Genomic DNA, 24,526 nt, shown 5'->3' with positions numbered 1-24,526 from the left:
GCATTTCCTTTTTAATACAATATGTCAAAGAACACTTGATGCTTACTTTTTACACAACCTCCGGGAAGGAGGGGTGGCTGAAAGCCGGGGTGGTAGGTGCGCCTATTTGTTTTAATAATAGACTTATGTACTCACCTACCACCTCCCCCTACGGGGACTCCTCCTTCCCGAAGGAGGAGAGTATTGGATACTATCGACTATGAACTGTTGAATTATTTTTCCCTAATTTATCTTGTCGTCAAATTTGACAAATAACCCATAAGAAAACACGTGTGTCGCTAAATAATAAGTCACTAATAACGTGTAATAAGTCACTAATAACGTATAATAAGTCGTTAATAACGTATAACTGTTAATGTCTTGTCTTGTTAATAATGCTAACCCGGTAATTTTCACTTTCAACTTTCAACCTAATAATAGCCCTAACGACAAAAGGACTCCCATGAGCAGCATATTACGCGACGTTTCGCCTAATATGTTGTTTAGTTTTTTACCATTATATATACGTATCATTTTTTTCCATGTGAAGAAGTGGGGGATCAGATAAAGTTGCGGAAGCAGTCCCGCATAAAAATGTCCTTCACTCAAGAACCGGAGACAGAGCAAGGACGCTGTTATTCCCAGTGCCAGATAAAAATAGCGTCCGAACTTCTCACCGAAACGGACGATAATGGTTTGTTTTCCGCTTCGTGCATCCGCTTCGCGGTCGCGGTAATTATTGACAACAAGTAAAGTGTCAATGAGCAGTCCGCAAACGAGTGAGGCTACGGTAACATCCGGCGTCCATGTTAGCGCTTGCACATAGTAGGTTCCACCTACGGGGACAAAACCGAAAAAAATGATTACTAAAACATCTCCCCAACCGTTGTAGGATAGGGGATAAGGTCCGGTTGTATAGAGAAAAGCAAAAAGTACACAGAGAACGCCGACGATAATCAGCTCCCACCCCGCATAGAAAAGCAGCGTGCAACCGATGAGGCAGGCAAGGGTAACCGTGACGATGATTCCCGTTTTCATTGCCTGAAGAGAAATCCAACCTTGCGCACAGGCGCGTTCAGGCCCCAGGCGGTCTTCCCTGTCCGTCCCTTTGAGGAAGTCAAAAAGGTCATTGATAAAGTTGGCGGCAATCTGCATCAGGCTGGCGAACACGCAACAGATTAGTGCAGGTAACCATTCAAAATGCCCGTCCATGGCAGCAAGTGCAGTACCTATTAAAACGGGAGTAACTGCACCTGTCAGAGTCTTGGGGCGTGCCGCTAATATCCATGCTTGCAGTGAGTTACGCTTTATTTCTTTCATGCTTTAATATATTATAGAGAGTTTTGACGGACAAAGATAGATGATTTTTCGTATCTTTGCACCCCCGAAATACTTCAAAATACTTCAAATTAAGAGAAAATGAAGAAAATAATTTATCCCGTTATCTTGTTGACACTGCTTTCGCTAGCCTCTTGTAAGTCGAAGAAAAATATGGTGTCCACTTTGCCTTCGCCTGTTTTAAATACAGATTCCGTTCATGCGGATACCGCTGCCACTGTCCCGGCAGATGTTTTTGCGCCGGATCATGCCGGACTCAAAGAGCTGGATGTCTCGAAAGAAAAGAAAAGTGAACCGGCAAAGAAACAAACCATTGCCGGAACCGAATCTGTTGATCGTGTACTTCGTGAAGCCAAAATTACTTCATCAACCGAAAGTGTGTCATCCGCTTATACAGGTGTCGACCGTGTCGTGAAATATGATTTCACTCACCGGGATGTTCCCGAAGCTTTTGAAGGTTTCCGCATCGCCTTCGTCTCCGATTTGCATTATAAAAGCCTGTTGAAAGAACAAGGACTGAACAACCTTGTCCGTCTGTTGATTGCCCAAAAGGCCGATGTCCTGCTAATGGGAGGTGACTATCAGGAAGGTTGCGAATATGTGGAACCTTTGTTCGCTGCCCTTTCCCGTGTGAAAACGCCCATGGGGACATACGGCGTAATGGGAAACAATGATTACGAACGCTGTCACGACGAAATTGTCCGTACAATGAAACATTATGGGATGAGGGTGTTGGAACATGAGGTAGATACTCTTCGGAAAGACGGCCAGCAGATCATTATCGCAGGCGTACGCAATCCTTTCGACTTGACACACAACGGCGTGTCGCCTACATTGGCACTCTCTCCCAAAGATTTTGTCATATTATTAGTACATACACCGGACTATATCGAAGATGTTTCAGTGGCTAACACCGACCTTGCTCTGGCCGGGCATACCCACGGCGGACAAGTCCGTGTCTTTGGAGTCGCCCCGGTGTTAAATTCTCATTACGGAAACCGCTTCTTAACCGGGCTGGCCTACAACACCGCAAAAATTCCCCTTATTATAACAAACGGAATCGGCACTTCACAACTCCCGATTCGCATTGGTGCACCGGCAGAAGTGGTAATGATAACGCTTCATCGGTTGGCGGAGTAGTATTGTAAATTTGTTTTTATATATTCCCAAGCTGCCGGATGCAGAAAATACCGTATATCTTTTCCTGTGTCCAGTGCTTTGCGAATAAATGTAGAACTGATCTCGAATACAGGTGAATGGACGAGGCGTACAGTTTCCGGCAATTCATCTTCTTTTACGGGGTAGTTGGGGCGGGGATAAATCAGAATGTTGTTCTCTTTTAGGATACGCTCCGACTGATACCAACGGTCGAAACGCGCCCAGTTGTCAGAGCCGATAATGAAATAGAAGTCCCGTTCGGGATAAGCAGCGCGTAGCTTTTCCAATGTATGCACGCTGTAAGAGGGACGTGGCAGGTGAAACTCGAAATCCGAAGCTTGAAAATGCGGATAACCGTTGATAGATAACTCCACCAATTTAAGACGCAGCCCGTCACTCCATAATTCGGACTGCGTTTTTAAGGGATTCTGTGGGCTGACCATAAACCAGATTTCGTCCAACCCTTCGTATTCGCAAAGATAATTGGCCAAGGCAAGATGTCCGATATGAATCGGGTTGAATGAGCCGCTAAAGATTCCGGTTTTATGTTTCTTCATTTGTATCTTTCTGTCTGGCAAAAGACAATTAACTAGGCCTCCAAAAACTTTTTAATTACTTTCAAAGCTTCCGCCTTAGCCGTCTCCAGATCGTCATTAACGATCACGCAATCGAACTGCGGAGCAAAGCTCAACTCATATTCCGCTTTGGCGATGCGGCTTTCGATTACTTCCGGCGCATCTGTGCCGCGACCTTCCAGTCGGCAGCGCAGTTCATCTACCGAAGGCGGTTGGATAAATACCGACAATGCACGGTCACCGTAAAACTTCTTGATGTTGCATCCGCCTACTACATCTACATCAAACACCACATTCTGACCTTCTTTTAACTGTTTTTCCACCTGTTCTTTCAGTGTGCCGTAGTAACGGTCTTTATACACCTCCTCGTACTCCAGAAACTCATTGTTCTCGATACGGCAACGAAACTCCTCCGGAGTGAGAAAGAAATACTCAACCCCGTGTTGCTCCGTTCCGCGCGGCGGGCGGCTTGTTGCGGAAATAGAAAACGCAAGATTCAAATGCTGTGTCAGTAGATAGTTGATGATAGTAGATTTGCCCGAGCCTGACGGGGCGGAGAAAATAATTAATTTACCTGTCATGTGATTCTTTCTATTTGAAATTACATTACATTCAGTACCTGTTCCTTGATCTGTTCCAGTTCATCCTTCATCTGGACAACAATCTTCTGCATTTCCGCATGATTGGACTTGCTACCTAATGTGTTGATTTCCCGGCCCATTTCCTGTGCGATAAATCCGAGCTTTTTCCCCTGTCCGTTACCGCTTTCCATAGTACTAATAAAATACTTCAGATGATTGCCAAGGCGTTGTTTTTCTTCGTTTACATCCAATTTTTCGATATAATAAATCAATTCCTGTTCCAGACGGTTCTTGTCATAATCTACGCTCAACGTCTTTTCGAGTGCGTCCGTGATGCGTTCTTTCACCTTTTCTACCCGTTCTTTCTCATAAGGAGCGATCTTTTCGAGCAACAGCGAGATATTCGCAATCTTTTCGCGGAACTTCTTTTCCAGTGCGGCACCTTCCTGTTTGCGGAAATCTACCAGATGATTAATCGCTTCAAGCACCGTGGCGTGCACTACTTTCCATTCCTCTTCCGATAATTCCTGGATTTCCGTTTTCGTCATCACGTCCGGCATACGGAGCAACGTTTGAAACCAATCCGTAGGGACAGGAATGCCGATGTTTTCCGAGATAGCCTGAATCTGTTTGTAATATCCTTCCACCAATGCCTGGTTGATAGGTGTTGCACTCTCGGCGCCCTCTTTTTTCTCGATCCACAGGCTGAAATCTACTTTTCCGCGCTCCAGAACCTTGGAAATCTCGTTACGGATTTCTATTTCTTTTTCACGATAAGCCGGGGCGATGCGAGTGGATAAATCCATTGCCTTGCTGTTGAGCGACTTGATTTCTACGTTTATTTTCTTTTCTGGAAGTTCGGCAGTAGCTTTGCCGTAACCTGTCATTGACTGTATCATATTTTTAAAGTTTTGCGCAAAACTACACGAATATTTTAAGAATTGGAAATAATCATGTAATTTTATATTTATATCTGATTATCAGAAACTTATATGCCGATTTTAATGCTGGCTCATATCTGTCCTAATAAACTAGTCGCAAATATAACTATTTTCAATGATACATCTAAAAATAGCTGCAATAAAAAACTTTGATTGCAGAAAAATCAGGGAAACAGGCGTGAAATTATAAGCATGTTTTAATTGTCTGATATCTGAAAATATATGTCTTTTTTGTTAAAAACAAACATCTTGATTACGATGTTTTCTAAACGTAATTATTTTAAGATATAACATGAAACTACTTAATTTGTCTGAGCACCGCTCCTGCTTTAATTATCAGCTTAATTTTGCAAGTGGGTTTACTCGATATAAATTGGCTGCACAAGAATGTGGGCAAGTTGATAATGACAGCTGTTTTTGTATTTTATTCCTGTTGAAAGGAGAATTGTTAGTTGATATAGGGCAGGAACATCATATTTCTCTTCTCAGAAACAGGATGCTCCTTATTCCACAGCGGGAGGAGAACCGGATTAAAAGTGTTGTACCGGCAGAATGTCTTTTATTGTTTTGGAACAAACAGATAACGGCTTGTGACAAAATGTATTTTGATTCTATTTCCCGTGACAAGTTGGGAGAGAGGGATAACTGTATTCTTCTAATTCGCAAACCGCTGCTTCACGTGTTAAGGCAGTTGCTTATTTATCTGGATGCAGGATTATTATGTAGGCATATGCATATTCTCAAACAACAGGAAATAATACTTGTATTGAGGGGATTTTATACCAAGCCCGAGCTTGCTTCCTTCTTTTCAGGAACATCCGGAGTAGGAAGAAAATTTGAAGATTTTGTGCTGGAAAATTATCGGAAAGTGAAATCTGTGAAAGAATTTGCCAGTTTGTGTTGTGTGTCAGAACGCTCTTTCAACCGCAAGTTCCAAGATTGTTTTAACCAGAGCCCCTATCAATGGATGCAGGAACGGAAGGCTGAGATTGTTCGTGAGAAAGTCTGTGATCCGGATGTTGCTTTCCGGGAAATAGCCATGGAATTTGGATTTAGTTCTCCCGCCCATCTCACCTGCTATTGTAAAAGACTGTTTGGGCTAACTCCGACAGAATTGCGGAGCGAAAGCAAAAAAGATAAAATTTGACCGTATGATAAATACCTGTCTTTTTTAATACAATATTAAGCAATATGGAATCTTCTATTCAAAAAGTAAGCAAGAAGGAAAAGACTTTTATTTCTCTTCGTGCACATGGCTTGTCGGTATATTGTTTCCGTCTTTATAAGGATCTTGTCAAAATGATGTCCATGTATGTAAGGGATGAAAAGAGGCAGGATATTTTTTATTCCCTGATGACAGGGACTGATATATCCGATCTGTCCTACAGGTATAATCTTTCCATACGAGAATTAATTTTCATGTATGAGGAAGGCGTAAGGGAAGTAAGTCGTTGTTGGGAAAGTCTGGTTCAAGAACAGCAAAGGCTTCAATCAGTCCATCTCCGGTATAGAAACTATAAGGCTGTTTTACACAGGAACAATGTTGTTTGCGGACAATTTAAAGTCTTTGTTCCACTCAAAGAATATGATATACCTGCGGAATGTGTGGATAAACTTTCCACTCCTTTGGAATATTTGGAGATACAACCGAGAATCTTACGGAACCTCAGGAGGTATAATATCTATCTGTTGGAGGACCTGTTGCGGTTTATCAAGAAAAATGGTTTTGACGCATTGGGCAAATTACATGGTGTAGGCAAGCGGTCTTGTGAAGATTTATATCTAATCTTAAAAGATAAAGATATTTTGACGAGTAAAGATACTTGTTATCTGTTTCGTTATATTCTTATATAGAATAGATATTTTGCATTACTTTACATTTGATTGACCGGCTTTTTTGACTTCACATTGGGTTCTGTGAGTATGATACATTTACACAATAATGACGTTTTTTCTAAAATAGTCATGTATTTGTTAATTTCTGTCTTTTTTGTATAATGCCAATGCGATAGCAGCGTGGTACTTTTGCAACATCAAAAAAACGAGAAACAGAGTATTAATAATAATGATAAAAATCTTTAGTATGAAGAGGACTATTTTTCTTTTCTTTTTATTTTTTTGCACCCATTCTTTTGCACAGAAGGTGGCAATAAAAAATAATTTGGCGTATGATGCCCTGAAGACTCCGAATCTTTCCCTTGAGTTTTCAATGGGGCGGAAATGGACGCTTGACACCCAAGTGGGGATGAATTTCTTTTTCTACACGCAGGATGCTACCTCCTCCCGGTATAAAACAAAGAAGGCTAGTCACTGGTTGGTACAGCCTGAGCTACGTTACTGGACGTGTGATGTTTTCAATGGCTGGTTCTTCGGGTTGCACGCGCATGGAGGGCAGATGAACATCGGTGGCATTGATGTACCTTTTGTTCTTCAAAAGGGAGACGGGAAAATGAAGGAGCACCGTTATGAAGGATATTTTTGGGGTGGTGGTCTGAGTGCCGGCTATCAGTGGGTCGTTTCCAATCGTTTCAATATAGAGGCCTCCTTGGGCATCGGTTATGTACATACCCGTTATGATAAGTACAAGTGTACTACCTGCGGAAAAAAGGAGGGGAAGGGGGATGCTGATTATATCGGTCCCACCAGAGCGGCGATTTCCATTATTTATATGTTGAAATAGTCTTCTTACGTACCCGGATTTTTTATTTTTTATGCAAAAAAGTATATCATGAAACCGTTACAATATTATAAGAAACAAATTTTTATTATGGGCTGCCTGGGAATGTTTCCCATGTTGGTTTTTGCCCAGGAAACTTTATCGTCAGCTAATGGTCTGCACGGGGATTATTCCGGAAGCCGTGTAGAGAGAAGCGCGGACGGGGATAAATTGGATATAGAATTTTCGATAGGGCTTGTCGAAAAGTTGAAAAGCCAGCAAATGATGTATATTTCTCCCCGTTTTGTTTCAGTGGATGGAAAAAAAAGTGTGGAACTGGAACCTGTATGCATTTCCGGCCGAAGGAGGTATAAGGTTGTTAAACGTCGCAAGACCCTGCATAATGTGAAGAGTGACCAGCTTGGCTATGGTGAGGTGCATTCCGTCAAGGAGCTGAAAGAAACACCCTTGACATTCAAAAGCAGTTTCCCTTTTGAAAGTTGGATGGCAGATGGTCATCTTGTTGTGGATGAAAAGTTATATGGTTGTGCCGAATGTGGTATGAGTAAAAACGATGGTATTGCATTGCAAGCCGGTATTCCACTCTTTGGAGCGAAAGATTATGCCTACGATTTTATCGAACCGGAAAAGGTGCTGGTCAAGTGCTACAAGGATTCTTTTGATTGTAAAGTGACTTTTCCCGTGGCACAACACGATCTTCGCAAGACCTTTGCGGATAACCGTCAAGAGCTTGCCGGACTCGGCCAATTTGTATCTGAAAACCTATTGATTAAAGGGGCGGAGCTAAAGGATGTGTATATAAAAGGTTACGCTTCTCCCGAAGGAGATTTTAATTATAACAAATCCCTTGCGCAAAGACGGACTCAAACCCTTTCAAATTATATTTCCAGTCAATATCCCGCCCTCAAGAAAGCACCGGTTTATCGTACCGAAGGGGTTGGGGAAGACTGGGAAGGTCTTAAGGCAGCAGTCAGTGGTTCCACTCTTTCCAATAAGGACAAAATCCTTTTTATCATTGAACATAACTCAAATGATACGGAACGTGAGTCGGCTATCCGTGAGTTGGATAATGATAAGACTTACCATATTCTTTTGGAAGAGTTTTACCCGGCTCTGCGGCGTACAACATTCAGCCTCAGCTTTGATGTAAGGCCTTATACGTCGGAGGAACTCCCCGGAGTTTTTGAGACCAAGCCCGAATGTCTTAGCCTGTACGAAATGTACCAGCTGGCCGGATTGTATGCTTCCCGGGGGGAGAATCCTCTGCCGGTATATAAGAGGGCATACGAGCAGTTTCCGGGGGACATTGTGGCGGTTTTGAATTATGCCAATGCCTTGTTGAAATATGGCAAGGATGCGGACGGTGCGTTGCAGGTATTGGAAGTGGTAAGAGAAGACAGTCGTGTCCTGTTCCCAATGGCAATTGCCTATGATATGAAAGGTGATTGGAGGAAGGCAGAGAAACTGTTGGAAGAGGCAGCGGCTCGGGGATGTAACCGTGCGAAAGCATTCAAGGCTATAAGGGTAAATGAATAAATCGTGGGTTGCGGATGTAACTCAGTTATATATTGTATTAGTAATTTCAATTTAAAACAATTCAAATCATGAAAGTAATGAAGTATTTTGCAGTGGCTTCGCTGGCGTTGTTTGCTGCATGTAACAATGAAGAAAATCTGGTTGTACCGGAGGGTGCTAATCAGCCGGTTGATGTGATGATGTCAGTAGCATTGCCCGGTCCCGGTACACGTGCCGCCATGGGCGATTTGCAGAACACTGCCAACAATGGTGATCCGGCAACGGTTGAAAAACTGCATGTGTACTTGTTAAAGGGAGATGATATTGTCTTTGCGAAGGAGTTTACGAAGGGGTCTGATGATTTTACTAAGTTGACTTCATCTACCGCCGTGGGAGCTGGTGAAGCGACAGGAGGTTATAAATTCCTTAACGTGGACAAAGGCGCAACAAAAGCTCTTGTTATTGCAAACCCTCAAGGTGCATTGGTTGAGAACAAGCCCGTGTCTGATGTTAGCAAACAACTGTTGAAGGCTAAAATTAATGAAGTGATCTATGCAGGTTCCAAAGAACTTACCACTGTTGGTGCCGAATCTTATGGCGTTGATCCCCAACAGGATAAGCGTACCGTCAAGAAAGCGGAACTCACCTTGGCTGCCAGTATGAACCGTTTCCAAGTGACTGGAACCAAATTTATCAAAGTTACTTGGAAAGACGGAAAAAAGGCCGAGGCGGAACAGTGGTGCAAGACATGGCTGGGTAAGGCTGAAAACAACGGAAAAACCAGTGCTGATGCATGGACGGCTTTCAAAGCTGCTGCCGATGGCTTCAATAACGAAGTGTGGGATGGTAAGTCTGACCTTAGCAAGAAAGCCGCTTTGAGCAAATGGTTGCAGGTTGTTGACGTGACCTCTGCAAACCAGGGTATCCTGATGAACCGTTTCAGCAGAACACTTTCTATTCCTGCACTTACAGTAGAAGAAGAAGCAAACTGGTTCTGGGCCAAGACTTATGCAGGTGACAGATATGATTTTACCAATGGAACATTCAAACCTGATGGCAAGACAGACCTGTCCGATGTATCTTCCTACTTTACAGCAACTGCTTTTGATTTCGGAGCAGGTAAAAAAGCTGCGGCATTTAACTTCTTCTCAAATGGAATTACCGGTTACGGAAAGACTAACAATGCTCCAAAACTCGCTTTCGTTTTCAAAACAGGTGATGCAGGCGTATCTGTAGACAGACGTTTTGTAGTTATATCCGGTTATGCGAAGACAGAAGGTGCAACAGACGGTACGACTGATGTTCCGGCCGGTAAGGGTGGTTACCTGATCAATCTGAATCTTAGCACATTGAACAACGGACAGGGTATCCTGGTGGATACAGATCCGACTATTCCGGAAGGAGTGACTCCAGAACCGGGTGGTCAGGAAGATTTGGAAGATGAAAATGTGAATGTTATTGTTCGTGTTCAAGTACAAGCTTGGACTGCTGTGAACGTCTTCCCTATCCTTTAACAGATAGGAGAATAATAGTCACTTGCCGGAGCGGTTCTCCCGTGTTGGCTCTGACAGGTCAATACCGGAATCCGCCTGACTTTTGGGGAGGGGAAAGGTTATCTCCTCCCTTTTTTATTATTCCCGGGAGAAGTATACGTTATCTCTTCCGGGGAAGTTATCTGCATTTGATTTATAATAATTAGTATAAAGTATGAACATAAGATACATACCCACTTGGCTGGGGCTGCTACTCACTTTATACCTCGTGACCGCCTGTGATCGGGTATATGACGATTTGAGCGGCTGTCTTGGCAACACGATTGTCTTTTCTTATCTGGCTGATGACAATCAGGAACATTTACAGGAATATGTGGATGGTATTGATGTCTTTATTTTTGATGCCAAAGGCGAAGTTCTTATAGAAAAGCATCATCTGGAGAGAGAACGGCTGCTTTCACCACTGGAGGTCACGCTTCCGGAAGGGGATTATAAAGTGGTGGCCGTAGGCAACGCTTTGACAGAAACGATTATCGGTAAAGAGGACAGCTACAAAGGTTCGTCGGTTTCCCGCCCCGAACTAATGGAAAAGGACGGACGAGCATCCGGTACGTTTGACAGGTTATACTTGGGAGAAACAGATATTACATCTAAAGTTATGAACGAGTCCCGTGACGTAGTTCGCCTTTATTCCCAGCATGTGAAAATCCATGCGGTAGTCCTTTCTGATGATGATAACAATTCGCAGACCTGGTTTGAGCAGAACAAGGAGGCAGGTTTTCGCCTGACAATGGAATCACTTTCCGCACGTTTCTATCTTTCCGGACAGCGGGCTGGTGAAACTTCTTTTGACCTTCCGTTTATCGCAGGCGAGGAGAATGATCGCTTCGTGCTTGACTTCAATACCCTGCGCTTTGATGACAAGGACCCGCTAATGATCCGTCTTATGCAGGGTGACAAGGTTCTTTGTACTGTAAATGTGGCACAATATATCGCACAATATCCCGAGCAGATACGGATAACGGGACGGCAAGAAGCGGTTCTTCCACTGTTTTTCCGCCAGAATCCCCTCTCACTGAGTATAAGTGTAAAACCATGGGAAGCTGTTGATGTGGTTCCTATAACTGATTGATTAATGTTATGTTGAAAAATATTAAATATATTCGTATGATGAAGGCTGTGAGGTACTCTATGATAACGATGTCACTGGTTCTTTGCTTTATTTCGGTATCCTGCCGAAATGAAGATACTGTTTCGGAACAGTTTTTCGATGAGGATGCTGTGACTGTCAGACTAAATCTTACAACCAGAGGTGTTGAAACCGGTGACAGCGATCTGCTGGATGAACTTTCCTCTGATCCTTTTCAGTGGTTTAAGACCGGTACTCTGTTTCCTCAGGCTCCCGCCCAGCCAAGGATAGCACTTATGATCTTTAACAGAGATTTGAATCGGTATGTGTATAATCAACTGCTTCCCTTCAATTCAACCGGGGTGGACGGACAATATCAGATCAATATACGTATTCCTAAGGGGGAAACCGAGTTTTATGCATTGTATGCTCCTAACCAGACAGGAAAGGATCTACCTTATTATACTCCTGAAGGCAATCTTCAGAATAAGATTCCATGGGACTTCCTGGGAGCTGGTACGGAGGAAATCTCCAAAGAGGAATTTGCAGGTGCTGCTTTTCCTGCTATTATTAAGGAACAGCAGGATGGAAGTTTGGGATTACCTGTGAATAATCCTTATGACGGTGTAACTCCTTCTCCAGCAGATGAAAAGATTATTGACTGGAAAGGAACTTCTGTTGTCGCTTGGACAGATTTGCCCGGCGTGTCTAACAGACTACATTTGAGTTTGCTTTCGGGGAAAACGGTGGCATCTGTTCTGCCTGCATCAGGAAAGCTGGCGCAAGAGATAACAGTTCCCCTATTCCGTGATTTTGCCCGTATCAGAGTATATCTGGCAAGCGCACCCCGTTACGGTCAGGTTACGTATAATTACCAAAGGATTTCCTTTTTGAACTTTCCTGTATTGATGTCTCCCTCTTTCAGGGAAAATGATTCCGAGAAAACTCAGTTGGCTGCCTCCACCCCAGGAACAGGAAAGGCTATGGAACATACAGGTACATATTCTTATGGGGTAAAACATGAAGGAGCATCATTGACTGTATACGAGGCTCCCCTTACTGCCGAGGGAGAAATTGATTATGTGGCAATGGAAGCTCGATTATACGAACAGTTTGTTGTGCCCCAGTATCTGGCCCCTTATATTCCGGAAAGTAATTCCTGGCAGAAAAAGCAAAATCACCCGAAAATACAGTTGACATTGGATTATTTTACAGGAGGAGATGAATCACAAACAAAAACGAGGACTTTCCTGCTTGATGTTGGTGAGGAGACTTCTCCCGGAGTATATTCCGGTCCTATTTATCCGAATCGGGATTATAAAGTATTCATAGTCCTGCCGGAATCTTCAGATAAAGAGATTATTTACCGGGTTGAGCCTTGGAATAGTAAAGAGGTAGACCTTCCTCCATTCCAATGATGTATACGAGAATTTATTACGATAATTTTTATTATTTATGAAACGATACAAGCTGAAAATAACTTATTTTATTCTGCTGTTACTACCCCTCTTTGCATCCTGTACGGATGAAGAAATCTTTCAAGGGAGCGGTGTCACGGAGGGAGTTCCCACGACGGTGGATATAAGTGTCGGTACGGCAGCTAATACGGCCAAGACACGTTCCGCCTTACTGGAAAGTGAAGAGAGAAAAATCTATAACCTTTATCTGTGGGTTTTCAATTCTTCCGGTAACGTGGAATGCTCACGTGAGTATTCAAGAGCCGACCTTATTCAGGCTGCAACTGATCTTACAACATCCACAGGTGAAGTGGATGCAGATGCGCCCACCAGCATGGGATTGTTGAAAAATATCAGTCTTACCACAGGGAAAAAGACACTGTTTCTTCTGGCGAACTATAAATCGGATGCTGACGGGTTGTTTCATGTGGAGCCTGAAGTATTAAACGGGATTTCAAAATATTCAGACCTGGAAAAAGTAAGAGCGGCCATGACTGTTCATACCCTGTTTCGTCCGAATGGTAACTTATTGATGTCGCTAACCCAAACAGTAACGGTTTCTACCGCTACAAAACAAATCGAAGTCTCCTTGAAACGCTCGGAAGCCAAAATTACATTGAACCTGCAAACAATTGCCGGACTCACTTTTGAGCCTGGAACATATCGTCTTGGTAATGTGCCGGGATCGACCTTCATTGCGGAACATGCAAAAGGAACCGATCAGACTGCTTCATGGGATGCTGACGGGGTGGACAAAAAATCATACTGGGTTTCGGAATATTTCCAGTTCGAGGGTGATGCCGACAATATTACCACTTCATTCTACATGCCCGAAAACCGAAAGATCGCGAAGAAGGCTATTTCTCCGGCTTCCCCTGGTTATAATGCGGAAAGGAAGGGATATGATCTGAGACAGAAGCAACTGAAGTCTCCCGTTGCAGGTGCAACTGACAAACCTAATCTGCAAAACGGTGAGACGGAATATGCCCCGGATCTGGCTCCCTATATTGAATTTACAGGTGAGTTACGTCAGAATCTTGCAACCGGTGATACTCCTACCGAGCGTTTCGGAAGGGTGACCTACCGCATTTATCTGGGATATACGGCGGAAAACGATCCGGCCAATGATTATGATATAGAACGTAACGTACATTATACCTATAATGTGACCATTAAAGGCATGAATGATCTGGTTGTAGAAGCAAAATCGGACAAGGCGAAAGAGGAGGAACCCGCTCCCGGAGTAGAGGGACTGGTGTATGACGCACACCGGTCATTCAATTTTGACTGTCATTATGAACAGGGACTGATGCGTTTTAAGAAAGATGAACTTGCTATCTTCAATCCGGACGGTACTCTGAAAGATGATGCCATGATTTCTTTTGCCATACGCACACCGTTCTGTGATAAGATTATCTCTTATACGAAAGCGGAATTGGAACAGTTGAAGAATAACAATTATATTCCTTCTAAAGAAAAAAAGGCTGATACGAACTGGCTCAAATTCTATATCCATCCAAGCACTCTGGCCGACAATGGAAACGAGGATATGCAATATTTCTCCGATACGGGTGCTAATCTGCTTTCGCTGGAGCAGTTTCTTTACAGGCTGATGAATGAACCTGATTATGTATTCAATGCGGCTTCGGGACTTTGTAAAGTAACTGTTTATGCCAATGAATATTTCTACGAACAAAATCCTATGCAGGAGAACGCTCCCAAGGATAAAAATTTGTGGAAAACCTTTGCTAACTCCCCGGATCGTACGTTTGATTTGCTGGTGAACACGTCGCATGAAATTTCTCCTGACGGACAGTCACGTTATCATCAAGCTATTGTAACCATTCGGCAGATGTCCATAAAAACGGTGTTTGTCAACAGTCCTGACGGTATGCGCGTTTGGGGAGTGGAGAATGTGAATGAAACCCCTGATTTGGATTGGTCTGTAAGAGGTCCCAGTGAAGCGGATGCTTTTTATAATAAATACTATTCCAATGGTTGGGCAAACACATGGTCTTTGATGAGCAGACGTACGGGAGGATTAGATGAAACCGATAATATAATGCCTGATCCGATGTTGAGAGGAAAAGAGAAAACTTTATGGCAAGTTATGACAAAAGTCAATAATGCGAAGTTGACACTAAGTAAAGATCACACCAACCTGGCTATGAAGTATTATCATGCTACATACGCCTGCTTCACCCCGTTCCTGAGAAACAGGGACAACAACCGTGACGGACAGATGCAGGCAAATGAAATGCAATGGTATATTCCTTCTATTTGTGAAGCAAACATGTTGTATGTAGCAGAGCGGGTATTGCCGTTAAAGAGCAGGCTTGTTGGGCACGCTCCGTCGGATAATGCTACAGCATTATTTACCTCAAGAGCTTTCATGGGAAGTACCAACTTGACATTGAACAGCCCTAATGCCATTATCTTTGTAGAAGAATCGCATAGTATGACCCCTTTATATAATTTTGATTACCAGAAAACGGCAAGTCCCGGAGAAAGAACTCCTTTTTCGGATGTGAGACTGATCAGGGATTTGGGAATCTTGGAAACCTCGGAGGATCATAGTTATCATCTTGATGAAATAGGTAAGGAACTCAGCAAGACACTGGTCAACAAATGGACAGAGCATGAGTATCTGATTTTCAGGGCTGACAATTTACCTGCTAATACTACCAGGGCCTCAAGAGCTATTTATGAACTTCCGGCACATAATGAGACTTCACAGATTAATACGATTTATCACAAAGGGTTCGAAGTTGCCCAATATATTGCGAATACGATAGACAAGCCGAAGGATTTGAAGAATCCTAACAGGAGCAGTGAATACTACTACGAAACCTGGACTACCTTGATGAGCGATATAGAGAAAGGAAACTCTCCGTGTGCTTATTATTATCAGAAACCGGATAAGAGTGATTTGGGGACATGGCGCTTGCCTAATGAGGCTGAACTGATGATAATGGCCGGCAGTTTGTTTGACTGGGATGACCGGGAGAAACCTAAAGTCTATGACTTTGGTAGAAATTTATCTTCTTTGAATATGAAAGATGGACAGGTAATCCATTCTCGGACAGGATTTTCTAGACGGGATATGAACGGAGGAAGATCATTTAGTGCCGGCTATCAGATGTATTTTGATGGTTATCTTAGATTCGTCACGACTGTGGACACGCAGTGGGGAGGCGATAAAGACAGGCTTGTCAATGACAAAAAAGGATACGTGCGTTGCGTAAGGGATCTTGAATAAAGATTCTTTTACCTGTTGGACTTATGCCGAAGAAAAGATAGATATTTCTTTTTCTTCGGCATTTTTTTTATCTCAATGTTCGGGACATACTTTTACTCCTGTCGGCAATTTAACCTGCTTTTGGTTTATGTGTACTATCAAATAACTATTAGTCAGCCTCTCACTTTTAAACTGATGAGTATTGAAATTAGTTTTACAATTTTATTGATAAAGACTTGTTTTGTCATCACCTCATTCTTTGAATCGGTTCTTTCATTTGGTGCTTCAAATCCGTCCTTTTGGACTGAATATGATACTTTGTATAGATTAGAAGTGCTCTTATACCCCTTCTGAGAATATCTACGCAAATATTAGGTAGTTTCCGACAAATCATGTAAATTTGCGACAATTTAATAAGCTGATTTTTATGTCGTGTATACTGAATATTGAAACCTCTACCTCTGTTTGCTCGGTAGCGGCCAGTCAAGACGGACAGACGATTTTTGTGAAAGAAGACTTGAAAGGCCCTTCACACGCCGTGTCGTTAGGAGTTTTTGTAGATGAAGCGTTGTCGTTCATTGATAGTCATGCCATACCGTTGGACGCCGTTGCGGTAAGCTGCGGACCGGGTTCGTACACCGGACTTCGGATAGGAGTGTCAATGGCAAAAGGTGTTTGTTACGGGCGGAATATCCCGTTGATCGCTATCCCTACACCGGAGGTTTTAAGTGTTCCTGTGTTGTTGCACCATGATTTGCCGGAAGACGCATTGCTCTGCCCGATGATTGACGCACGCCGCATGGAAGTATATGCAGCCGTTTATGACCGCGCCCTGAACGTGAAGCGGGCTATTGCCGCAGATATTGTGGACGAAAATTCCTATCTGGAATATCTGAATGAGCACCCGGTTTACTTTTTCGGAAACGGAGCCGCCAAATGCCGTGAGAAAATCACGCATCCCAACGCACATTTCATCGACGGCATTCACCCGTTGGCGAAGATGATGTTCCCGTTGGCAGAGAAAGCGGTGGCGACAGAAGATTATAAAGACGTGGCTTATTTCGAACCTTTCTACCTGAAAGAATTCGTAGCTTCCATGCCGAAGAAACTATTATAAGCCGTGTCCGTTATGAATAAATATACATTATCCATTAAAGATTTATCCAGTAAAGAGATGCAATACAATACCCAACAGAAAAGAATGCCGCTTCCCGAATATGGGCGGAGTATTCAGAACATGGTAGATTATGCGTTGACCATTCAAGATCGTGCAGAGCGTCAGCGTTGTGCCAACACCATTATCAATATAATGGGGAATATGTTTCCCCACCTGCGTGATGTACCCGATTTCAAGCATAAGTTGTGGGATCACCTCGCTATTATGTCCGGTTTTGAACTCGATATTGACTATCCTTACGAGATCATCCGCAAGGACAACCTCGTCACCCGTCCGGATCATATCCCTTACAACACTACCCGTATGCGTTACCGTCACTACGGACATACACTGGAAGTGCTGATTAAGAAAGCGATCGAGTTTCCCGAAGGAAACGAAAAACGCAACTTGATTGCTTTGATCTGCAATCATATGAAGAAAGACTACATGGCGTGGAACAAGGACACGGTGGACGATAAGAAAATTGCCGAAGACCTGTACGAACTTTCCGACGGAAAGCTCCAGATGACCGATGATATTGTCCGTCTAATGGCAGAACGTCTCAACCAGAATTACCGTCCGAAGACGAACTATACCAACAATCGTCAGAATAACCAGCGGAGAAACTACCGTCAGAATAACCAGGACAGATAATTCTCTTTTTTGGAATCGTAAACAATTAAAATTCAATCAATGGCTTCATTTGTAATCGAAGGAGGACATCGGCTAAGCGGGGAAATTCATCCGCAAGGCGCCAAAAACGAAGTTTTGCAGATAATCTGCGCCACGTTGCTGACTGCCGAAGAAGTGACGGTGGACAACATACCTGACATCTTGGATGTCAACAACCTGATCCAGCTGATGCGGGAAATGGGTGTGACGGTTTCAAAGAAAGGCATTGACTCATATAGCTTTAAAGCAGAAAACGTCGATCTGGCTTACCTGGAAAGCGACGAATTTCTGAAGAAATGTTCCAGCCTCCGTGGCTCAGTGATGTTGATCGGTCCCATGGTTGCCCGTTTCGGAAAAGCGTTAATATCGAAACCGGGCGGAGATAAAATCGGCCGACGCCGTCTGGATACTCACTTTTTGGGCATTCAGAACTTGGGTGCGGACTTCCGTTATGACGAAGGACGCGGCATTTACGAAATCACCGCCGACAGGTTGCAAGGCAATTATATGCTGCTGGACGAAGCCTCCGTCACCGGAACGGCGAACATTGTAATGGCAGCCGTACTAGCCAAAGGAACTACCACTATTTACAACGCTGCCTGCGAGCCTTACCTGCAACAACTGTGCCGGATGCTGAACCGCATGGGTGCCCGGATCAGCGGTATAGCTTCCAACCTTCTGACGATTGAAGGCGTGGAAGAACTGCACGGCACACAGCACACCGTATTGCCCGATATGATTGAAGTCGGTAGCTTTATTGGTATGGCAGCGATGACCAAAAGCGAAATAACCATTAAAAACGTCTCCTACGAAAATCTGGGCATTATTCCCGAGAGTTTCCGTCGTCTGGGTATTAAACTCGAGCAGAGGGGAGACGATATTTACGTTCCCGCACAGGAGGTCTACGAGATAGAATCTTTCATTGACGGCTCTATCATGACGATAGCCGACGCACCGTGGCCGGGACTGACTCCCGACTTGCTCAGCGTAATGCTTGTCGTTGCCACGCAAGCCAAAGGGAGCGTGCTTATTCATCAGAAGATGTTCGAAAGCCGTCTGTTCTTTGTGGACAAACTGATCGACATGGGGGCGCAGATCATTCTTTGCGACCCGCATCGTGCCGTAGTTATCGGACATAACCATGGGTTCAAGTTGCGCGGCGCACGCCTCACCTCTCCGGATATCCGTGCCGGTATCGCCCTGCTGATAGCCGCCATGAGTGCGGAAGGAACCAGTACGATCAGTAATATCGAGCAGATAGACCGTGGTTATCAAAACATAGAAGGACGCCTGAACGCTATCGGAGCCAGAATCACTCGAATATGATAAAGAAAGAAGAAGTATATAAAATAGGACTATTCAACAAGCCGCACGGCATACACGGCGAGTTGCAGTTTACCTTCACGGACGATATTTTCGACCGGGTGGACTGTGATTATCTGGTATGCCTGCTCGACGGGATTTTCGTTCCTTTCTTTATGGAGGAATACCGTTTCCGTTCGGATTCCACCGCTTTGGTGAAGCTCGAAGGGGTGGACACGGCCGAACGTGCCCGTATGTTTACCAACGTCGAGGTTTACTTTCCGGTGAAGCATGCGGAAGAAGCCGGTGAAGGAGAATTGTCGTGGGAATTTTTTGTCGGTTTCCGTATGGAAGACGTGCACCACGGGATGTTGGGAGAAGTGGTAGATGTGGATACCGCCACGGTTAACACGCTTTTTATCGTTGAAAGAGAAGGGGAAGAATTGCTTGTTCCCGCGCAGGAAGAATTTATCCGGGGGATAGACCAGCAACAGAAACTCATCACAGTGGAACTTCCCGAAGGTTTGTTGAATTTGGACGAACTGGAGGAGGAAGAATAAGTAATCAGAATAAAGTTAAAGTACTAAAGCGTAATCGCTTATAATTTAGAATAAACGAAATGCCGAAGAAAAGACGAAGCAGAGCTTTCTGGAAAAATTTCAAGTTCAAGTATAAACTAACGGTTGTTAATGAGAATACACTTGAAGAAATTGTAGGGCTTCGTGTGTCAAAACTGAATGGCCTTTCGGTGCTGCTTAGTGTGCTGGCGGTGCTTTTCCTGATTGCGGCCTGCATCATTGCTTTCACCCCTTTGCGGAATTATCTTCCGGGATATATGAACAGTGAGGTCCGCACGCAGATTGTGGACAATGCCTTACGGGTAGACTCCCTGCAACAGATACTCAACAAGCAGAACCTCTACATTATGAATATTCAGGATATTTTCAGTGGAAAAGTGGCGATAGACAGCGTGCAGACGCTCGACTCGCTGACCGCCGCCCGTGAAGACACACTAATGGAACGCACGAAACGCGAAGAAGAATTCCGCCGTCAGTACGAAGAGAATGAAAAATATAACCTTACCACGGTCACTTCCCAACCGGATGTGAACGGACTGATTTTATATCGTCCCACACGCGGAATGGTTTCCGACCATTTCAATGCGGAAAAGAAACATTTCGGAACCGATATAGCCGCCAATCCCAATGAAAGTGTGTTGGCTACTATGGACGGAACGGTCATTCTAAGCACTTATACCGCCGAAACAGGCTATCTGATAGGTGTACAGCATAATCAGGATTTGATTTCGATTTACAAACATTGTGGTTCCCTGCTGAAGAAAGAGGGCGAACGTGTGAAAGGCGGCGAAGCCATTGCTTTGGTGGGCAATAGCGGCACACTTAGCACCGGTCCGCACCTGCATTTCGAACTTTGGTATAAGGGACATCCCATTAATCCGGAGAAATACATTGTATTTTAATGATGAGTATAGAGAATAATAAAAAGAAGAAACAAATAGCTATTCTGGGCTCTACCGGTTCTATCGGCACACAGGCATTGCAGGTGATTGAAGAACACCCGGACCTGTACGAGCCTTATGCCCTGACAGCCAACAACCGGGTGGACCTGTTGATTGCGCAGGCAAGAAAATTCCAGCCGGAAGTCGTTGTGATTGCCAACGAAGCAAAGTATGCCGAACTGAAGGAAGCATTGAGCGACCTGCCTATTAAAGTGTATGCAGGTACTGATGCTATTTGCCAGATTGTGGAAGCCGGACCGATTGACATGGTGCTTACTGCCATGGTCGGATATGCCGGGTTGAAACCGACCATGAACGCTATCCGTGCCCGCAAGGCTATTGCTCTCGCCAATAAAGAGACGCTGGTCGTGGCGGGTGAGTTGATAAACCAGTTGGCACAGCAATACCGCACCCCGATTTTGCCGGTAGATTCTGAACACTCGGCCGTCTTTCAGTGTTTAGCGGGAGAAGTAGGCAATCCGATTGAAAAAGTGATTCTGACAGCTTCGGGCGGTCCTTTTCGCACGTATACGTTGGAACAACTGAAAACCGTGACCAAGACACAAGCCCTGAAACATCCTAATTGGGAAATGGGCGCAAAGATAACGATTGATTCTGCTTCCATGATGAACAAAGGCTTTGAAGTAATTGAAGCCAAGTGGTTGTTTGGCGTTCAGCCCGGCCAGATAGAAGTGGTCGTACATCCGCAGTCGGTCATTCATTCAATGGTCCAGTTTGAGGACGGTGCCGTGAAGGCGCAGCTCGGTATGCCGGATATGCGTTTGCCCATTCAGTACGCGTTCTCTTATCCCGACCGTATCAGCGCTTCTTTTGAACGGCTCGACTTTGCAAAATGTACCAACCTGACTTTCGAACAACCCGACACGAAGCGTTTCCGCAACCTCTCTCTGGCTTACGAAGCGATGTATCGGGGCGGAAATATGCCTTGTATTGTCAATGCCGCCAACGAGGTGGTGGTCGCCTCTTTCCTGAAAGACGGCATCAGCTTTCTCGGCATGAGTGATGTGATAGAGAAAACAATGGAGCAAGCCGCTTTCGTGGCGAATCCGAGTTATGAGGACTATGTAGCGACCGACGAAGAAGCAAGAAGAATCGCTTCCGAGCTTGTGCGCCGGCAAAATCCTCAGAAATAATTTGTAATTAGTAATTTGTAAATAATAAACATGGAAACATTTTTGATTCGTGCCCTGCAATTGATAATGAGCCTTTCGTTGCTCGTCATTATTCATGAAGGCGGGCATTTCTTATTTGCCCGTTTGTTCAAAGTGCGGGTGGAAAAATTCTGCTTATTCTTCGACCCTTGGTTTACTTTGTTCAAGTTCAAACCAAAGAAAAGCGAAACAGAATATGCTGTCGGGTGGTTGCCGTTGGGTGGCTATGTCAAGATAGCCGGTATGATTGACGAATCAATGGATACCGAACAGATGAAACAACCCGAACAGCCGTGGGAGTTCCGTTCCAAGCCGGCCTGGCAACGTCTGCTGATCATGGTGGGCGGTGTGTTGTTCAATTTCCTGTTGGCGTTGTTCATCTACTCAATGATTCTTTTCGCGTGGGGCGACCAATATATAAAAGTACAGGAAGCTCCCCTCGGTATGGATTTTAATGAAACAGCCAAGTCCGTAGGTTTCAAAGACGGAGACGTGTTGCTCTCTGCCGACGGTGTTCCTTTCGAACGTTATGACGGTGATATGTTGAGCCAGATTGCCGATGCACGCGAAGTCAGTGTGTTGCGTGACGGTGCAAAGGCTTCCGTTTATATTCCCGATGATATGATGCAACGTCTGTTGGCGGACAGTATCCGCTTCGCTTCTTTCCGTTTCCCGTATGTCGTAGACAGTGTAATGGTGAACTCGCCTGCCGCGCAAGCCGGTATCCAGCCGGGGGATAGTATTATCGCCTTGAATGGAACTCCGATTTCTTTCTCCGATTTCAAACAAGCCATGGCGGAGCGCAAAAAGAATGCTGCGACTCTCCTTAAAGACAGCATAGACCCTCGCTTCATCACCTTGGCTTATGTGCGTGACGGCGTGACGGATACATTGAGTATGCGTGTCGATTCTGCCTATCTAATGGGAGTAACCGCCTGCCTTGTCACCGACCGCCTTCTTCCAATGGTGAAAAAGCAATATGCCTTCCTGGAGTCTTTCCCTGCAGGCGTCTCTCTTGGTGTGAAAACGCTGAAAGGCTATGTGGGCAATATGAAATACCTGTTCTCTAAAGAAGGAGCGAAGCAGTTGGGCGGTTTCGGAACGATCGGCAGTATCTTCCCGGCTACGTGGGACTGGCACCAGTTCTGGTACATGACAGCTTTCCTGTCTATCATCCTTGCTTTCATGAATATTCTGCCTATCCCTGCGTTGGACGGTGGCCATGTTCTTTTCCTTATTTACGAGATGATAGCCCGCCGCAAACCGAGTGACAAGTTTATGGAGTATGCCCAGATGACCGGTATGATTTTACTTTTCGGTCTGCTTATTTGGGCAAACTTTAATGATATTTTGAGGTTTTTCTTCTAAACTCTACTCTGACACGGTAGTTGTCAGATTGGCAATCTCATTAAAACGGGATGATCGGTATTTGGTGTGGATGTTAGCGCATGAGTATGCTGCATTGTGTTGATATTCAATGAAATGGAATACGTGATTCCTGTGATGCAAGAACGGCGTTTTAACATTGTGTTAAAACGCCGTTCTTGCATGCAGAAATGCCCTGGTCTGCATACAAGAAACGGCGTTTCCTCTTTTTCTTCCGTTTGTAATCAGTCATGACTGTTAAATCGTTAACATTTTCTTTTCCCGCTCCAAGTCAGTTTCGTCCAGTTTTGGGGAGGGAACAGTACACGTTTTGATGTAATCTCCTTCCCGGCAGGTATAATTATAATATGCCTCCAGTTCCGGTGTCAGTTCCGCTTTCGGGACCAGTTTGCTCTCCATTTCCAAGAAAGTCCGGATGTCCGTGCTGTCCGATTGTTTCACTAATACGATGCGTCGGGCAATGGGGTTGTGGTTATAGTCCAGACAAAGGTACAGCCCTTTCAGCATAGTGGGAAATTCGTAATGCGGCAGTTGCAGGTAAATGGTGACCAAAGCAAACTGGGGCAGATCCCGTTCGTTGAACATCAGGTATGAGTTTTGGTGATTACTGATAATTCCGCTTCCCCAATGAACAGATTTATAAGCGTTTATCATGCCCATTTTCACATATTCACTGTTTTCGGAAGCGCAAATCATGTAAGGTTCGATTTTCAGGCTGTCCGTAGAGGAGGAGAGACTGTAACTGAGATAAGTGCCGCTGTAATTGAAAACATCTTGTACGGATTCTTTCATTTCCTTTTCCAGCAGCTTGATGAATGAGTTACCGCTGTCCGCTTCATTCTGTTGTTCCGGTTCCATTTCCTGCAGTAGTATTCTCATCGAGCTTACATTATTTAATAAGCGTTTTTTCGACACATTGTTCACTAGTGCCAGCGCGTCGTCCAATGCCTCGTCCGGTGTGCGGGTTTTCAGCAGGTCGATGTAGGCAGGCAGTACGCTGGAGTATAAGGCGGACAATACGCTTGGTGCCATATCTACACGGTCGGCAATTTCTTTCATCTTTACGCCATTGTTGCGCAGGTATTCTATTCTTTTGTAAATATCGGTCAGTTCATCCATGATTCTTGAGGTTGCAAATTGAATTTCGTTGCAAAGGAATGACTAATGTATTATGATTTTGTTGCATGAATATTACATTAATATTTCACTCTGTCCGAAAAGAAAAATATACGATATGA

At 44.3% G+C, this 24,526-nt stretch carries 22 protein-coding genes; 17 read left to right on the top strand and 5 right to left on the bottom strand.

Going from position 1 to position 24,526, the window contains the following annotated elements:
- The coding region (locus tag BHV72_RS15925; protein WP_286856630.1) for a hypothetical protein at positions 1 to 203 on the top strand (203 nt) is incomplete at its 5' end.
- A 202-nt stretch (positions 204 to 405) separates the two neighbouring features.
- Here the strand turns inward: BHV72_RS15925 and BHV72_RS15920 are convergent.
- Positions 406 to 1,299 carry a 1,4-dihydroxy-2-naphthoate polyprenyltransferase gene (locus tag BHV72_RS15920; RefSeq protein WP_122139548.1) on the bottom strand — a complete coding sequence of 298 codons (894 nt, stop codon included), beginning with the start codon at positions 1,297 to 1,299 and terminating at the stop codon, positions 406 to 408.
- Positions 1,300 to 1,398: 99 nt separating this feature from the next.
- Here BHV72_RS15920 and BHV72_RS15915 point away from each other — a divergent pair, with 99 nt between their 5' ends.
- Positions 1,399 to 2,457 (top strand): metallophosphoesterase, encoded by a 1,059-nt coding sequence (locus tag BHV72_RS15915; protein ID WP_122139547.1) that lies wholly within the window; start codon positions 1,399 to 1,401, stop codon positions 2,455 to 2,457.
- Here BHV72_RS15915 and nadD read toward each other — a convergent pair.
- The 3 genes from nadD to BHV72_RS15900 are packed head-to-tail and all read right to left on the bottom strand — an operon-like array spanning position 2,439 to position 4,530.
- Positions 2,439 to 3,032: a nicotinate (nicotinamide) nucleotide adenylyltransferase gene (gene nadD / locus BHV72_RS15910; protein ID WP_005679623.1), complete on the bottom strand. Its 594-nt coding sequence runs from the start codon at positions 3,030 to 3,032 to the stop codon at positions 2,439 to 2,441. The genes BHV72_RS15915 and nadD overlap by 19 nt on opposite strands.
- A gap of 32 nt (positions 3,033 to 3,064) precedes the next feature.
- Positions 3,065 to 3,631 carry a guanylate kinase gene (gene gmk / locus BHV72_RS15905; RefSeq protein ID WP_005679622.1) on the bottom strand — a complete coding sequence of 189 codons (567 nt, stop codon included), beginning with the start codon at positions 3,629 to 3,631 and terminating at the stop codon, positions 3,065 to 3,067.
- Positions 3,632 to 3,651: 20 nt separating this feature from the next.
- The gene (locus tag BHV72_RS15900; protein WP_005679620.1) at positions 3,652 to 4,530 is read right to left on the bottom strand and encodes a YicC/YloC family endoribonuclease; all 879 of its coding nucleotides are present in this window, start codon (positions 4,528 to 4,530) and stop codon (positions 3,652 to 3,654) included.
- Positions 4,531 to 4,864: 334 nt separating this feature from the next.
- On the opposite strand from BHV72_RS15900, the gene BHV72_RS15895 reads away from it, so the two are divergent.
- The 15 genes from BHV72_RS15895 to rseP all read left to right on the top strand — a co-directional run bounded on the left by BHV72_RS15895 (position 4,865) and on the right by rseP (position 23,270).
- Positions 4,865 to 5,719, top strand: a complete 855-nt coding sequence (locus BHV72_RS15895; protein ID WP_005679619.1) for a helix-turn-helix domain-containing protein — start codon at positions 4,865 to 4,867, stop codon at positions 5,717 to 5,719.
- Positions 5,720 to 5,763: 44 nt separating this feature from the next.
- On the top strand, positions 5,764 to 6,426 hold the full coding sequence (locus BHV72_RS15890) for a hypothetical protein (RefSeq protein ID WP_005679618.1): 663 nt from the start codon (positions 5,764 to 5,766) through the stop codon (positions 6,424 to 6,426).
- A gap of 229 nt (positions 6,427 to 6,655) precedes the next feature.
- Positions 6,656 to 7,252: a DUF3575 domain-containing protein gene (locus tag BHV72_RS15885; protein WP_005682777.1), complete on the top strand. Its 597-nt coding sequence runs from the start codon at positions 6,656 to 6,658 to the stop codon at positions 7,250 to 7,252.
- Positions 7,253 to 7,300: 48 nt separating this feature from the next.
- Positions 7,301 to 8,785 (top strand): DUF3868 domain-containing protein, encoded by a 1,485-nt coding sequence (locus tag BHV72_RS15880; RefSeq protein ID WP_122139546.1) that lies wholly within the window; start codon positions 7,301 to 7,303, stop codon positions 8,783 to 8,785.
- A 68-nt stretch (positions 8,786 to 8,853) separates the two neighbouring features.
- Positions 8,854 to 10,278: a hypothetical protein gene (locus BHV72_RS15875; protein WP_005679615.1), complete on the top strand. Its 1,425-nt coding sequence runs from the start codon at positions 8,854 to 8,856 to the stop codon at positions 10,276 to 10,278.
- Positions 10,279 to 10,471: 193 nt separating this feature from the next.
- Positions 10,472 to 11,389, top strand: a complete 918-nt coding sequence (locus BHV72_RS15870) for a FimB/Mfa2 family fimbrial subunit (RefSeq protein WP_005679614.1) — start codon at positions 10,472 to 10,474, stop codon at positions 11,387 to 11,389.
- 8 nt (positions 11,390 to 11,397) lie between these two features.
- A complete protein-coding gene (locus BHV72_RS15865; RefSeq protein WP_122139550.1) occupies positions 11,398 to 12,804 on the top strand; it encodes a DUF5042 domain-containing protein in 1,407 nt (468 codons plus the stop codon).
- A gap of 37 nt (positions 12,805 to 12,841) precedes the next feature.
- Complete coding sequence (locus BHV72_RS15860) at positions 12,842 to 16,102, top strand: DUF4906 domain-containing protein (protein ID WP_286856623.1); 3,261 nt, start codon at positions 12,842 to 12,844, stop codon at positions 16,100 to 16,102.
- Between the two features lie 406 nt (positions 16,103 to 16,508).
- Positions 16,509 to 17,198: a tRNA (adenosine(37)-N6)-threonylcarbamoyltransferase complex dimerization subunit type 1 TsaB gene (gene tsaB, locus BHV72_RS15855; RefSeq protein WP_005679609.1), complete on the top strand. Its 690-nt coding sequence runs from the start codon at positions 16,509 to 16,511 to the stop codon at positions 17,196 to 17,198.
- 57 nt (positions 17,199 to 17,255) lie between these two features.
- Positions 17,256 to 17,891 carry a DUF4290 domain-containing protein gene (locus BHV72_RS15850; protein ID WP_032855592.1) on the top strand — a complete coding sequence of 212 codons (636 nt, stop codon included), beginning with the start codon at positions 17,256 to 17,258 and terminating at the stop codon, positions 17,889 to 17,891.
- Between the two features lie 39 nt (positions 17,892 to 17,930).
- A complete protein-coding gene (murA, locus tag BHV72_RS15845; RefSeq protein ID WP_005679607.1) occupies positions 17,931 to 19,235 on the top strand; it encodes a UDP-N-acetylglucosamine 1-carboxyvinyltransferase in 1,305 nt (434 codons plus the stop codon).
- Entirely contained in the window at positions 19,232 to 19,771 is a 540-nt protein-coding gene (rimM, locus tag BHV72_RS15840; RefSeq protein ID WP_005679606.1) for a ribosome maturation factor RimM, read from the top strand. The genes murA and rimM overlap by 4 nt, the downstream gene beginning before the upstream one ends.
- A 59-nt stretch (positions 19,772 to 19,830) precedes the next feature.
- Positions 19,831 to 20,691, top strand: a complete 861-nt coding sequence (locus tag BHV72_RS15835; RefSeq protein ID WP_005682785.1) for a M23 family metallopeptidase — start codon at positions 19,831 to 19,833, stop codon at positions 20,689 to 20,691.
- Between the two features lie 2 nt (positions 20,692 to 20,693).
- On the top strand, positions 20,694 to 21,884 hold the full coding sequence (locus BHV72_RS15830) for a 1-deoxy-D-xylulose-5-phosphate reductoisomerase (protein ID WP_122264925.1): 1,191 nt from the start codon (positions 20,694 to 20,696) through the stop codon (positions 21,882 to 21,884).
- A 30-nt stretch (positions 21,885 to 21,914) separates the two neighbouring features.
- The gene (gene rseP, locus BHV72_RS15825) at positions 21,915 to 23,270 is read left to right on the top strand and encodes an RIP metalloprotease RseP (protein WP_022042236.1); all 1,356 of its coding nucleotides are present in this window, start codon (positions 21,915 to 21,917) and stop codon (positions 23,268 to 23,270) included.
- A gap of 255 nt (positions 23,271 to 23,525) precedes the next feature.
- Here rseP and BHV72_RS15820 read toward each other — a convergent pair whose 3' ends face one another.
- Positions 23,526 to 24,407 carry a hypothetical protein gene (locus tag BHV72_RS15820; protein WP_005679601.1) on the bottom strand — a complete coding sequence of 294 codons (882 nt, stop codon included), beginning with the start codon at positions 24,405 to 24,407 and terminating at the stop codon, positions 23,526 to 23,528.
- Positions 24,408 to 24,526: the final 119 nt, after the last annotated feature.

Source organism: Bacteroides sp. 43_46 (assembly GCF_001915455.1).
In the GTDB taxonomy this organism is placed as follows: domain Bacteria; phylum Bacteroidota; class Bacteroidia; order Bacteroidales; family Bacteroidaceae; genus Bacteroides; species Bacteroides caccae.
This window is presented reverse-complemented; position numbering and strand designations above follow the sequence as displayed.